Source organism: Streptomyces sp. NPDC088915 (assembly GCF_044749825.1).
GTDB lineage: Bacteria > Actinomycetota > Actinomycetes > Streptomycetales > Streptomycetaceae > Streptomyces.
Genome location: NZ_JBIVIR010000009.1, coordinates 292,727 through 305,007 on the forward strand (window position 1 = coordinate 292,727; position 12,281 = coordinate 305,007).

The following is a 12,281-nucleotide window of genomic DNA, read 5'->3' on the forward strand; positions in this document are numbered from 1 at the left end:
GCCTCATCCGACCCGCCGGTGCACCCTCGCCTCCCAGGGCGCGAGGACCGTGCGCCCGTGCTCCGCCGGTACGGACGGCCCGTTGCCCAGGACGAGTTCGGCGTCCTCCCAGCCGTCGGGGAGGTCCACGGCCACGGTGGCGCCGGTGAAGTTGCCGACGACGAGCAGCGTGGTCCCCTCGTGGTGGCGGGTGAAGGCGTACACGCGCTCGTCGTCGGGCAGCAGCATGGTGAAGTCGCCGTGCACGACGGCCGGTTCCTCGTGCCGCAGGGCGATGAGCCGCCGGTAGTGGTGGTAGACGGAATCCGGGTTCGCGCGGGCCGCGGCGGCGTTGACCTCGGTGTGGTCCGGGTTGACCGGGAGCCAGGGGGTGCCCGTGGTGAAGCCGGCCTGCGGGGAGGCGTCCCACTGCATGGGCGTACGGGCGTTGTCCCGGCCCATCGCCCGGAGGCCGGGCAGGACCTCCTCGGGCTCCGCTCCCGCGCGCAGCGCCTGCGCGTAGTGGTTGAGGGACTCGATGTCCCGGAAGTCCTCAATGGTGCGCAGGGGCGCGTTGGCCATGCCCAGTTCCTCCCCCTGGTAGACGTAGGGGGTGCCCCGGTGCAGGTGCAGCACCGTGGCCAGCATGGTCGCGGACCGCGTGCGGTGGAGGGGGCCGTCGTCGCCGAACCGGGAGACGACGCGGGGCTGGTCGTGGTTGTTCCAGTACAGACTGTTCCAGCCGACGTCCGCGAGCCCGGCCTGCCAGCGGCCCAGGGACGCCTTCAGATCGGTCAGCCGCAGCGGTCGCGGATCGAACTTGTGGGCGCCGTGGTCGAGCCCGACGTGCTCGAACTGGAACACCATGTCGAGCTCGGCGCGGCGCGGATCGGTGAACAGCCGGGCCTGTTCGACGGTCACGCCGGGCATCTCCCCGACGGTCAGCAGCCGACCGGGGTACCGGGCCATGACCTCCCGGTGCATCTCCCGGAGGTACTCGTGGATGCGCGGGCCGCAGACGTAGGAGGGCGACCCGTCGCCGTACGGGCCGTCACCGCGCAGCTCCCCGTCGGGCAGCGCCGGATCCTTCGAGACGAGGTTGACGACGTCCATCCGGAAGCCGTCCACGCCCCGCTCCAGCCACCACCGCATCATCGCGTACACGGCCTCGCGCACCTCGGGGTTCTCCCAGTTGAGGTCGGGCTGCTTCGGCGAGAACAGATGGAGGTAGTACGCGTCGCTCGCGGGATCGTGCGCCCACGCCGGACCGGAGAAGAACGAGCCCCAGTTGTTGGGCTCGCGGCCGTCGCGCGGCGGCCGCCACCAGTACCAGTCGCGCTTGGGACTGCCGGGGTCGCGCGACTCCCGGAACCAGGGGTGTTCGTCGGAGGTGTGGTTGACGACCAGGTCCATGATCAGCTTCATGCCGCGCTCGTGCACCGCCGCGAGGAGGCGGTCGAAGGCCGCCAGATCGCCGAAGACGGGGTCGACGTCCTGGTAGTCGCTGATGTCGTAGCCGTTGTCGTCCTGCGGCGACGGATAGACGGGGGACAGCCACAGCACGTCCACGCCGAGCTCCACGAGGTGGTCCAGGCGGCCGGTGATGCCGTCCAGGTCACCGATGCCGTCGCCGTCGGAGTCGGCGAAGCTGCGGGGATAGATCTGGTAGACGACCGCGGACTTCCACCACGCGTCGTCCTTCCCTGTCACGGTGCCGGGCGTCATCGGCGGTCTCCTCCGGGCGTCAAGGGGCAGGGGCCATGGGTTTCCTCTCCCGCGTACGGCGGCTGAACCGCGCGACCGGCGCGCCGGCGGAGTGGCGCCCTCAGAATCTCTCGCTCACGGGCTCCGCCGACAGGAAGGAACCGACGAGCGAGGCGCCGACGAGGAGGACGAGGACGACGCGCGCGGCGGTGCGCAGGCCGTCGGGCTCCCCGGGGCGCGGGCCGAGGCGCGAGGGCTGGATCCCCCGGGGATCGCGGGTCACCTCCACCTCGCCGCCGAGCCGCGGGGCCCGTTTCCCACCGAGCTCCGGACGCGTGGTCGTACCGCCGGGCAGGGTGACGTCCACCGCGGTCACCCTGTCGTCGACACCGGCGAACGGATCGGAGCTACGGATCCAGCGGGAGACCGTCGCGGTCCCGGTCACGCCCCGGTCGTGCATCGCCCGGTCACGGACGACACCCGCGTCCGTGCCCCGGTGGTGATCAGCCCGGCGGGGGCCCACCACATCCACCGCACCCTGCTGCCCGGCCCGCCGGCCGCCGGCACGGACCGGCTGGAGGGCATGCGGCGCGGGTTCCCGTTCGTGGTGCTCTTCGTCGGCCTCGACGGCGACCCGGAGGAACTGGGCCTTCCCCGGCACAACCCGATGGTCACCGACGGCGACTGCGACGCCTTCTTCGACGGGTCCGGCGGACGCACCAGCGGCCTCTTCCTCTCCTTCTCCTGCGCCAAGGACCCGACCCGGACCGCGCGGCACCCCGGCCGGTCGACCGGCGAGACCCTCGCCTACGTGCACCCGGAGCTGTTCGCACCCTTCCACGGCTCCGGCCCGCGCCACCGGGACCCGGCCTACCTCGCCCTGAAGGCCGACCTCACGGCCCTCACGGCGGAACTCCTCGGACAGCTCCACCGCCACCTGCCGCGCACCAGGGGCCGGGTGGCCCACCACGAACTCGGCACCCCCTCACCATCGAGCACTTCACCCGCCGGCCCGGCGGCAGCCTCTACGGATTCGCCAAGGACGTCGCCGTCTTCGGTGACGGCCGCCGTCCCGGCCTCGCGGACTGGCTGCGTCCGCGTACCGGGATCCGGGGCCTGTACCTCTCGGGCCAGGACCGCCTCGCCGGCGGCTTCCTCGGCGCGGTCACCGGCGGCCTGCTCGCCGCCCACGAAGCCCTCGACCACACCGGCCGGGCCCGCCTGTGGACGGGACTCCTGAAACACGCCGTCCGGCCGCCCGCGCCCCGGCCGAGTCCGCCGCCGGGGACGTGAACGGCCTCAGGAGGCGTACCAGGTGACGGCGTTCTCCGGCTCCTCGCGATCGGTACGGAAGGCGTTGACCGGGTGGTCGGAGTCGGGATATCCGAAGGAGATGCCCGCCACCACGCGCCGGTGGTCCGGGATGCCGAAGTGCGCGCGGAGGAACCCCGAGTAGGCGGCGAGGGCGGCCTGGGGCGCCGCGGCCAGGCCGAGGCTGTGGGCGGCGAGCAGGAAGGTGTCGATGTAGAGGCCGCAGTCGACGGCACCGTAGACACCGAGGTCGGCCTCGGTGGTGACGATCGCGACGTGCGGCGCGTCGAACAGCTCGAAGTTGCGCAGCATCTGCCGCAGGGTCCCCTCCTGGTCGCCCTTGGCGATGCCGAGGCTGCCGTAGAGCTGGAGTCCGCACGCGCGCCGGCGCTGCCGGTGGACGCCGGTGTACCGGACGGGGAACGGGAAGTCGGGCGAGTCCGGGTGGCTCCGGACGTGGGCCGACAGCTCGGCGCGCAGCCGCTCGGTCGCGGCGCCTTCGGTGATGTGCAGCCGCCAGGGCTGGGTGTTGCACCAGGAGGGGGTGCGCTGGGCCAGCCGCAGGAGCCGCTCGACGGTCGCCCGGGGGACGGGATCGGGCAGGAACTGGCGGCAGGTGAACCGCTCGGCGAGGATCCGGCTCAACGCCTCGTACAGGTCGGTACCGGTGCTGGTCGGGTTCAAGGGGACGCCTCCGCACGGTGGTCTCGTTCCGGGACCGCACCCTATCCGGGGGTGGTCCCGCTCCGAGCGGCTGGCGCACCGTCGAGAGTGCCCTGGGCACGGTCCTGCCCCAGGACTAACAAGGGGTACGACGTCTCCGACGCGGTGCCTGCTGAGGGAGGGGCCCGGAACCCGGCACGCCGTCCGCCCCGGCGCCGGTGACACGCACCCCCCCACGGCGGGACGTGCGGAACGCCGCGGGCCGGGGGCCTTGTACTGGAGCCCGTACACCGCGTCCGGATCGCTGCCCGCGATGAAAGGCAGGTCGTCGCTCCATCCGAGGCGGTGCGCGGCCCCGTCGCGAAACGACGCCCGCCGCGCCGATGAGTTTCCACGGCGGGGCCGGTCTGCACGGGTATGGAGACTCACACGCTCAGGACAGCCGGCGCGGACCTCGTCTATGACGTCCGGGGGCCGCTGCCGACCACGGACGGACGTCCGCCCTTGTTCATGATCGGGCAGCCCATGGACGCCACGGGCTTCGCCGCGCTCGCCGCGCGCTTCCCCGAGCGGACCGTGGTCACCTACGATCCGCGCGGGCTCGGCCGCAGCACCCGCAAGGACGGGCGGACCGACCACACGCCGCAGACCCAGGCCGACGACGTGCACGCCGTCGTCGAGGCCCTCGGAGCCGGGCCGGTGGAGATGTTCGCCAGCAGTGGCGGAGCGGTCACCGCGCTCGCGGTCGTGGCGAAGTACCCCACGGACGTGACCACCCTGGTCGCGCACGAGCCGCCGCTCATCACCCTCACGCCGGACGGCCCGGCGGCCGTGCGGGCGCGGGCCGGGGTTCGGGAGGCCTACGAGAAGCGGGGATGGGGGGCCGGGATGGCCGTGTTCGTGGCCATGACCTCGTGGGAGGGAGAGTTCACCGAGGCGTACTTCGCCCGGCCGGAGCCCGATCCCGCCGCGTTCGGCATGCCCGCGCAGGACGACGGCTCACGTGACGACCCGCTGCTGTCCGACCGGTCGTGGGCGGTCAGCGACTACCGGCCGGATGCCGACGCGCTCGCCGCCGCGCCGACCCGCATCGTGGTCGCCGTGGGCGAGGAGTCCCGGGACGTGCAGACCGGACGCACCTCCGCCGCGACCGCCGCACTGCTCGGACAGGGGGTGACCGTCTTCCCGAGCCACCACGCCGGTTTCTGCGACGGGGAGTTCGGATACCCGGGGAAGCCGGACGAGTTCGCGCACCGGCTGCGCCAGGTCCTCGACGGCGCCTCGTAGACCGACCACCGACCGAGCGGCTTTCCCGCCCGGGGCCCCGGCTCCGGGCGCCACGAGAGCCGGGCGCGAGAGGTCGCGCCCACCCGGGGACGCCCGGGCGTACGTCCTCAAGCTCATGGGCGGCGTCGTCACCTCGCAGCGGTGGGGCACCCCGGCCGGCGCCCCCTCCTCGGTGTCCGTGCACGTCAAGAACGGCTGGCTGCAGCGCGCCACCCGCGGCTGGCGCGTGCACAGCATCGGCACGTTCAAGGGCGCCGGCCACGACTACACCGTCTCCGTGCTCACCGACGGCAACAGCACGATGAACTACGGCGTGACCACGATCCAGGCCGTGTCCAAGGCGATCCACAAGGACCTGATCCCGACCGCGTCCGCCGCCTCCCGCTACACGCCGACCACCACGCCCATGGAGGCGCACGTGGCGGTGCCCCAGGGCTGAGCCCCCCACCGCGCGCGAGGAGGGAGCCACCCCGGTACGGGGCGGCTCCCTCACCCGTGTCCGAGAGCCGACGACGCCCTTCCCCTGCCGTACTCGACCGGCAGCCGCTACCGTGGGGCCATGGCACGGGAAATCCGCATCGAGATCAGCGACGAGGCGTACGAGGCTCTGGAGCGCGTCGCGGCGGAGAAGCACGTGCCCGCCGAGCACTACGCGGGCAGCGTGCTGGACGCCGATCTGACCCGCGCCCGGTTCGTCGAAGGCGCCCGCTCCTTCATCGACCAGCACGGCCAGGCCTTCGCCAAGCGCTTCGGCCGCCCCGCCGACGCCGACGCAGCCTGAGCCCGCGTGTTCCTCCAGATCGACCTGTCCTGGCTCCTCGACCTCGCCCAGCAGGAGATCCCCGGCGACCCGGAGATCTTCGACTGGGGAGCACTCGAAGCGGCCCGCGCACGCCACGTCTTCCGCGTGATGGACATCCCCGTCTACGAGCAGCCGCACCACCGCGCGGCCGCGCTCTTGGAGCAGCTCGTCCGCGTCCCGGCCCTGGAGCACTCCAACGAGCTGTACGGCGTCGTCGTGGCCGCCGCCTACCTCCACGCCTGCGGGCAGCCGGTCAGCGTCACGGCGGAGGAGGCCATCGACCTCGTCGAGCAGGTGGCGGAAGCCCGCATGGATGTCCGGCAGGTCGCCGCCGTCCTACGGGAATGGTCCCGCTGACCAACGGCGACGGCACTCCCGCACAGGAAGACCACCGGGAACGGTCCGTACGCTCCGCGCCGTCAGGGACGACGTCCTTGGGCCGGCCACCGGGCCCGGCTCCATGGGGTCCCTCGATCCAGTGACTCCGTGCCCTCGACCTCGCATGCGCCAGGGGTGGTTGTGCCAGAACAGGGGAGCAGCGCCGAGGACCTGCTGCAGACCTGGTGGACCGGGTCGCGGCGCGCCCTCCGGCGGTCGACCGGCACCGGGAAGAGCACGGGACGCGGCCGCGCCCCCGGGCCTCGCGATCCGTACGGCACCAGTGCCCGGCGCCTCGATCACCGCCAGGGACGGGGAGGGTCCCGAGGCTGTACGACTCGCCCCGTGGCCCGGTACAAGGCGGACCGCCGCGCCGACCGATCCCGAGCCGGGCGCCGGTCTGATCATCCGGGGCGACCGGGGTGTGTAGGGGGTGGATTCGGGGGCATGCGGGGGATGAGCGCATGGGGTCGCTCTGGATAGGTAGAGCCTGCCGGTCTTTCCCCTTCCGGCCGGCTCTTGGGTTGCCGAACGGCTCGCACCACTGGGTGATGGTGCGGGCCGTTCGGCATGTACCAACGGTTCACTGAATGGCATGTATGCGACCGGAAGCCTGCCGGGGTTGCGCGGCTTGCCCTCGACAGGGGACAACCATGGCCCTGGTCCCCACTGTCCTGTGCCCGCGAACCCGGATCATCGCCACTGCGGCGCACCGAACAACAGAGGAACCGGGCCGAGCCGCGCGCGCAGATCTCCCGGTGGTGGATACAGACGCTTTTCTCACCAGAGGATGAACCACACAGGGAAGACCGCACGGAATCGTTACGGAACGCTATCTTCTCGTGACTATGAGGATCGGTTCCACGGCCCTTGCGGCCGCCTCGGCAGCCGTCGTCCTGCTGGCGCTCCCGGCCCCGGTCCACGCAACCCCGGCAGCCGCCAAGCCGCACACCTGTGTCGACGGTCGGCCGGACTCGCGGGGGCGCTCTTCCGTGGACGGTGACGAACTCGCGTGGGACGACGCGTCGAAGTTCGACGACGCGCGCAATCACGCGGTCAAGGTCTGGACGGCGGGCACGCTCAGGCAGGTGGGGATCGGGCCCGACGGGGCGACGAGCTACGCCGATCTGGAGTGGCGCGACGCCAACAGCACTGCGGCGGACTGGCACCTCGTCTACGGCAAGTGGGACCCGAACACCGGCACCGACCACCTGTGGATGAACCGGGCCTACCTCGACGACCGCAAGGCCCTCGGCAGCGACGAGCACCGCCGGCGGGTCGCCGTCCACGAACTGGGCCACGCGCTCGGGTTCTGCCACAAGGCCTTCGAGTACCCCTCGGTGATGTGGGAGGACTACGACAACATCGCGACGAGAAGGATCAACGGCCCGACCTCGAACGACGTCACCGCGTACCACGCGCTCTGGGGATGATCATGAACAAGGGGATGATGGCCCTGGCCACGGGCGCGATGACCGCAGCGGTGGTGGCGACGGGCAGCTGGTTCGGCTACCAGCACCATGAACAGCGGGTCTCGCCGGGCGAGGTCCTGCGCGGTTACGACGCCACCAGCCCGGCGAGCACCGCACCCCACACCGAGAACGTCTTCACCGGGCGCGTGACGGCGTTCGAGGGACAGCGTGATCTGCAGAGCTGGACCTCGGACATCTACCGCGTCGAGGTGATCTCGGTCCTGCGCGGGAACGTACGCGGCACGGTACGCGTCACCTACGCGCCGGAGGAGGAACCAAGGCCCCGGCTCACGGACGGCGAAACGTACGTGTTCGCGACCCGCGCGTGGGACGACGCCACCGTGAAAGGCGGTCACGCGCAGCTCTTCAAGGGACCGATGAAACCGGTGAACGACGAGCAGCTGACGGCGTGGAAGCAGGCGGCGGAACTCCTGCCTGTCCGGACGCAGTAGCCGGGGCGGTCACCGATCTCATCGGCTGCCCGTTCGAGCCGCGGCTTCCCGCCACGTCGACTGGTTCCCCCGGCACCGAACGGACCTCTCTGTTCGGCGAACGGGGTCTGCCCCTCCAACCTTGCCGAAGGGCACGGAAACCCGGTCGAGTCCGTCCCGGACGGGCCGTACTCTGGCCCGCATGGCCCATGCGAAGACCTCCTATGTCTGCCTGCCCTGCCGGGCCTCCTACAAGCAGCCCTACCTCGGTGACCACGACCGGCTCTGTCCCCGCTGCGCCGAGCCGTTGATCCACGTGGGTTCCGCCTTCGCAACGCCACGGCGGCGCGACACCGCTGCCTGGCGGACCCTGTCGGTACTTCTGAATGCCGGTGTCCGCTTCCACAAGAGCTGCTGCGGCGGCCCTGGCTATCGTCCACGCACGCTCAGCGAGGTGCGCGAGCGCATGGCATACGCGCGAAAGACCGGTGAACCGTTCGCGCGCGCACTGGTGCGCCAAGAGCTTCCGTAACCCTTGGCGCAACGGAACAGCCACGCCTGCCCGGTCATCTGACACGTCGGCTCGATGCGACCGGTCGCGATGATCTCAGTGGCTGCTGCCGCCTCGATTTCGAGGACTGCGCGGCGATCACGCGGAGGAGTGCCGGCGGGACTGCCCTGAGCAGACCGGGCCGGGTGGAGGTGGTCCAGCCGTTGCTGCCCGTGCTGCCGGGGTGGGTGCGCGGGCGGGACGGGCAGCCGGAGACGTACTGCCACCAGGCGATGCCAGGCACGATCCGCTACCTCGTGGACAACGGCTCTGATGCGAAGTGACCGTTCGGTCCGCGGTAGCGGACGTGACCTGTCCAAGGGGCAGTTTCGCGCACGAGGCTGTCGGACAACGGGAAGCGATCGACCGCGTAAGCACAGGCGATAAATCCGGTGGTGCCGGCGATCACCTCCGGAATACTGGGCGCCCATGGATGAGGTCGAGGTCGTCGTCGCCCATTCCGAGCGCGCGACCCTGCGCGTCGGTGACGTGTTCCTGAAGGTGGACGCCGATCAGGCGCGTATCGACGTCGAGGTCGAGGCGATGTCCCTCGCACCGGTCCCGACCCCGGAGGTCCTGTGGCGCAAGCCGCCCGTGCTCGCGATCGCCGCGCTCCCGGGGACGACGCTCGGGCGCCTCGGCGGACCGTCGACCGGGCCGTCGGCGGCGTGGACCGCGGCGGGCGCCGCCGTCCGGAAGCTGCACGACGCGCCGCTGCCGCCCTGGCCCGGTCGGGCCGGCCGGAGCGTCGTCGCGCTGGCGGCGGAACTCGACGACGAGTGCGAGACGCTCGTGAGGAACGGTCTCCTGCCCGCCGACCTGGTCACCCGTAACCGCCAAGTCGCCGGGGCCGCGCTCCGGCCGTGGACTCCGGCGTTCACGCACGGCGACCTGCAGATCGCGCACGTCTTCGTCGACGGCGGCGAGGTGACGGGCATCATCGACTGGTCCGAGGCGGGCCAGGGCGACGCCCTGTACGACCTCGCCACCTTCACGCTCGGACACGAGGAGCACCTCGACGACGTGCTCGCCGGCTACGGCGCCGACATCGACCTCGACGTGATCCACGCGTGGTGGTCGTTGCGGAGCCTGCTGGCAGTTCGCTGGCTGATCGAGCACGGCTTCGACCCCTTCGCACCGGGCTGCGAGGTCGATGTCCTGAGGGCCCGAATGTGAGGCTACGCGGGCCCGGCTGCGCCGTATGCGTTCTGACGCGTCGAGCGGGCCGCGTCCCGTCCCCTCCGACGACCACCCGTCCAGGCCGGAGCCGTGCCAGGCGCCGCGCCGGGCAATGCCTGGCAGTGGTCGTCTTCCTCCTCTCGATCGGCTCGCCCCTTCAGCCGGCCGGTGATCTCGCGCGATCGTGGTGGGACAGAAGCGCCGATGGAGGGGCGTCCTGGGCCCCGAGGCGGATATGGATCCCGGTAAATATCGTCGACTCAGTCCCGTTGCCGTTGCCGTTGCGGGACAGGGCTTCCTGGAGTCGACGATGTGCGGCAGGAAACCCGGTCGGCGCCTTCTGTTCTCTTCCGCGCCTGGTGCGTGCCCGCTTCCCCGGACGGGAGGCGCGCGCTGCCGCGGGGCAGCAGCCTGTCGATCGCCCAGACGGCCAGCGCACAGGCGGCGAACCCGGCCCCGAGCAGACTGGAGCCCGTCCAGCCGTGGGCGGTGACGAGGGCAGTGGTTGCGGCTGCGCCGAGGGCGGAGCCGAGCGCGTAGAAGACCATGTAGCCGCCGATGACGCTGCTGACGCGATCCGGACGGACGGCGGTGAGCAGGTGCTGGTTGCTCACGTGCACGGCCTGGACGGCGAAGTCGAGGAGCACGATTCCGACGACGAGGAGCCACAGCGACCACGGCAGCTGTGCGATCGCTGCCCACGAGAGGATCAGCAGGGTGAGCGCGAGCCCGGTGACCGGAACCGCCCGCCCCGCATCCGCCCACCGTCCCGCGCGTGCCGCGCCGAGCGCACCGGCGAGCCCGGCGATGCCGAACAGCCCGATCCGGCTCTCGCTCAGCTGCCACGGCGCGTCCGCCAACGGCAGGGACAACCCGCTCCACAACGTCCCGAACGACGCGAACAAGAAGAACGCGATGAGCCCGCGGGTCAGAAGGATCCGCTGCCCGAACAGGCCGCCGACCGAGACGACGACCTGCCGGTACCCCGCCGACGGGTCGCAGCGCTCCTCCGACGGCAGGACGACGAGGACAAGGGCCGCGAGCCCGAGCGACAGCACCGCGAGCACGGCGTAGACGCTCCGCCAGCCCCACACCTCGGCGAGCGCCCCGGTGACGACCCGCGCGCCCAGGATGCCGACCACGACGCCCGAGGTCACGACACCGATGCTCCGGCCGCGTTCGGCAGGCGGCGAGACCGACGCGGCGTAGGCCACCGCGGTCTGCACCACGACCGCGAACGCTCCGGCCACCGCGAGCCCCACGAACGCCACCCATGCGGCCGATGCCGTGGCCGTCAGGATCATGCCCACCGCGACGATCACCAGGTGCACGGCGACGAGCCGTCGCCTGTCGACCACATCGCCGAGCGGCACCAGCAGCAACAGCCCCGCCAGATAGCCGAACTGGCCGATCGCGACGATCCACCCCGCGAGTTCCGCGGACACACCGAGATCGCGTCCCATCGGCTCCAGCACCGGCTGCGCGGCGTAGATCCCCGCCACAGCGACACCGCACACCACCGCGAGCAGCAACCGCCGCCCTGCGCCCATCGCACCCCAACCCCAATCAGTAGCAGATTGCAACCAATTTGACCGTACGGCATGATGGTTTCAATCCGCAACTCATCGGAAGGTCCCATGTCACGCACCACCACGCACGCCCCGGACCTCGACTGGACCGACCCCGACTGCCCCGTCGCCCGCACGCTCGACCTCGTCGGCGACAGGTGGAGCCTTCTCGTCGTCCGCGACGCGATGGACGGGGCGCGATCGTTCACCGAGTTCCAGCGACGGACCGGCATCGCCCGCAACATCCTCACCGACCGCCTGCGCAAGCTGACCGCTCACGGGCTCCTCACCCAGCGCACCGCACCCTCGGGCCGCCGCCAGGAGTACGTGCTCACCGGCGCCGGCCGCGCCCTCTTCCCCGTCATCCTCACCCTGCGACAGTGGGGAGAACGGCACGCCTTCGCCCCCGGCGAGACCCACTCCACCCTCGTCGACGAGCACGGCACCCCTGTCCCGGAACTCGTGCCGACCGGCGCCGACGGCAACCGCCTCGACGCCGACACCACCCACGTACAGAGGACCCGCTAGAAAGCAGACCCTCGACGCCTCCGGACCTCACGGACATCCCGCGCTGCCCACGCACCCGTTGATGAGGAGGCGGTGGCGAGGAGGCGGTGGTGATGGAGTCGGCCGCGGCGACACGCCTGCGCGCCCCGGGCCGATTGGCACGCCACTGCGCTGGCCGCATGTCCGGGCGCTCTTCTTTGCCGCCTCTCCAGGTTCCTCCCGAGACGGCTCACAAGCCGTCGTGCTCGACGGACGCGCGATCCGCACAGGGCGCCGGAGCCCTTGGCCGCGCTCCGGCCCTTGCCCGACCGACCCTCCGCCCTGCTACGGGCCGGTACGGGAAAGCCGTCCACTCCGGACGCGATCACGCCGCTCAGAAGGCGAGGCGCACGGCGCGCCGGCGTGGGCCCGGGAACCCCGTACCGGCACTTCCCGAACCGCCGGGTCCTG

Annotated in this window: 14 protein-coding genes and 1 pseudogene; 11 read left to right on the top strand and 4 right to left on the bottom strand. The window is 71.7% G+C overall.

The genetic code is table 11. From position 1 onward, the window contains the following. Positions 1-3 precede the first annotated feature (3 nt). A complete protein-coding gene (locus ACIP5O_RS18890; protein ID WP_401294642.1) occupies positions 4-1,704 on the bottom strand; it encodes an alpha-glucosidase in 1,701 nt (566 codons plus the stop codon). Between the two features lie 100 nt (positions 1,705-1,804). Beyond that, entirely contained in the window at positions 1,805-2,128 is a 324-nt protein-coding gene (locus ACIP5O_RS18895; protein WP_401294644.1) for a hypothetical protein, read from the bottom strand. 9 nt (positions 2,129-2,137) lie between these two features. Between ACIP5O_RS18895 and ACIP5O_RS18900 the strand changes: the two genes are divergently transcribed. Next, positions 2,138-2,923 (top strand): hypothetical protein, encoded by a 786-nt coding sequence (locus tag ACIP5O_RS18900; RefSeq protein ID WP_401294646.1) that lies wholly within the window; start codon positions 2,138-2,140, stop codon positions 2,921-2,923. A 59-nt stretch (positions 2,924-2,982) separates the two neighbouring features. Here the strand turns inward: ACIP5O_RS18900 and ACIP5O_RS18905 are convergent, their stop codons facing one another. After that, positions 2,983-3,678, bottom strand: a complete 696-nt coding sequence (locus tag ACIP5O_RS18905) for a nitroreductase (RefSeq protein WP_401294648.1) — start codon at positions 3,676-3,678, stop codon at positions 2,983-2,985. 396 nt (positions 3,679-4,074) lie between these two features. Here ACIP5O_RS18905 and ACIP5O_RS18910 point away from each other — a divergent pair, with 396 nt between their 5' ends. The 9 genes and pseudogenes from ACIP5O_RS18910 (at position 4,075) to ACIP5O_RS18950 (ending at position 9,753) form a co-directional block, all read left to right on the top strand. Beyond that, positions 4,075-4,944, top strand: a complete 870-nt coding sequence (locus ACIP5O_RS18910) for an alpha/beta fold hydrolase (RefSeq protein ID WP_401294649.1) — start codon at positions 4,075-4,077, stop codon at positions 4,942-4,944. An 88-nt stretch (positions 4,945-5,032) separates the two neighbouring features. Further along, positions 5,033-5,383 (top strand): annotated as a pseudogene (locus tag ACIP5O_RS18915) (hypothetical protein); the annotation flags it as partial. A 120-nt stretch (positions 5,384-5,503) separates the two neighbouring features. Further along, positions 5,504-5,725 carry a hypothetical protein gene (locus ACIP5O_RS18920; RefSeq protein ID WP_401294651.1) on the top strand — a complete coding sequence of 74 codons (222 nt, stop codon included), beginning with the start codon at positions 5,504-5,506 and terminating at the stop codon, positions 5,723-5,725. A 6-nt stretch (positions 5,726-5,731) separates the two neighbouring features. Next, the gene (locus tag ACIP5O_RS18925) at positions 5,732-6,103 is read left to right on the top strand and encodes a fic family toxin-antitoxin system, toxin component (RefSeq protein WP_401294653.1); all 372 of its coding nucleotides are present in this window, start codon (positions 5,732-5,734) and stop codon (positions 6,101-6,103) included. 869 nt (positions 6,104-6,972) lie between these two features. Next, a complete protein-coding gene (locus ACIP5O_RS18930; RefSeq protein WP_401294655.1) occupies positions 6,973-7,557 on the top strand; it encodes a matrixin family metalloprotease in 585 nt (194 codons plus the stop codon). 2 nt (positions 7,558-7,559) lie between these two features. Next, positions 7,560-8,048, top strand: coding sequence for a hypothetical protein (locus ACIP5O_RS18935; RefSeq protein WP_401294657.1), 489 nt, complete (start codon positions 7,560-7,562; stop codon positions 8,046-8,048). Between the two features lie 181 nt (positions 8,049-8,229). Continuing rightward, a complete protein-coding gene (locus tag ACIP5O_RS18940; protein ID WP_401294658.1) occupies positions 8,230-8,559 on the top strand; it encodes a deoxyxylulose-5-phosphate synthase in 330 nt (109 codons plus the stop codon). A 164-nt stretch (positions 8,560-8,723) separates the two neighbouring features. Beyond that, positions 8,724-8,861, top strand: coding sequence for a hypothetical protein (locus ACIP5O_RS18945; protein ID WP_401294660.1), 138 nt, complete (start codon positions 8,724-8,726; stop codon positions 8,859-8,861). Between the two features lie 145 nt (positions 8,862-9,006). Further along, a complete protein-coding gene (locus ACIP5O_RS18950) occupies positions 9,007-9,753 on the top strand; it encodes a phosphotransferase family protein (protein WP_401294662.1) in 747 nt (248 codons plus the stop codon). 263 nt (positions 9,754-10,016) lie between these two features. Here the strand turns inward: ACIP5O_RS18950 and ACIP5O_RS18955 are convergent, their stop codons facing one another. Continuing rightward, positions 10,017-11,306 carry an MFS transporter gene (locus ACIP5O_RS18955; RefSeq protein WP_401294664.1) on the bottom strand — a complete coding sequence of 430 codons (1,290 nt, stop codon included), beginning with the start codon at positions 11,304-11,306 and terminating at the stop codon, positions 10,017-10,019. 87 nt (positions 11,307-11,393) lie between these two features. Between ACIP5O_RS18955 and ACIP5O_RS18960 the strand changes: the two genes are divergently transcribed. Continuing rightward, on the top strand, positions 11,394-11,852 hold the full coding sequence (locus ACIP5O_RS18960; protein WP_401294666.1) for a winged helix-turn-helix transcriptional regulator: 459 nt from the start codon (positions 11,394-11,396) through the stop codon (positions 11,850-11,852). Positions 11,853-12,281: the final 429 nt, after the last annotated feature.

Bases quoted from the DNA above. Each gene is read 5' to 3' on its own strand.
- ACIP5O_RS18890 (WP_401294642.1), bottom strand. From the start codon at position 1,704: ATGACGCCCGGCACCGTGACAGGGAAGGACGACGCGTGGTGGAAGTCC.
- ACIP5O_RS18910 (WP_401294649.1), top strand. From the start codon at position 4,075: ATGGAGACTCACACGCTCAGGACAGCCGGCGCGGACCTCGTCTATGAC.
- ACIP5O_RS18920 (WP_401294651.1), top strand. From the start codon at position 5,504: ATGGCACGGGAAATCCGCATCGAGATCAGCGACGAGGCGTACGAGGCT.
- ACIP5O_RS18930 (WP_401294655.1), top strand. From the start codon at position 6,973: ATGAGGATCGGTTCCACGGCCCTTGCGGCCGCCTCGGCAGCCGTCGTC.
- ACIP5O_RS18935 (WP_401294657.1), top strand. From the start codon at position 7,560: ATGAACAAGGGGATGATGGCCCTGGCCACGGGCGCGATGACCGCAGCG.
- ACIP5O_RS18940 (WP_401294658.1), top strand. From the start codon at position 8,230: ATGGCCCATGCGAAGACCTCCTATGTCTGCCTGCCCTGCCGGGCCTCC.
- ACIP5O_RS18950 (WP_401294662.1), top strand. From the start codon at position 9,007: ATGGATGAGGTCGAGGTCGTCGTCGCCCATTCCGAGCGCGCGACCCTG.
- ACIP5O_RS18955 (WP_401294664.1), bottom strand. From the start codon at position 11,306: ATGGGCGCAGGGCGGCGGTTGCTGCTCGCGGTGGTGTGCGGTGTCGCT.
- ACIP5O_RS18960 (WP_401294666.1), top strand. From the start codon at position 11,394: ATGTCACGCACCACCACGCACGCCCCGGACCTCGACTGGACCGACCCC.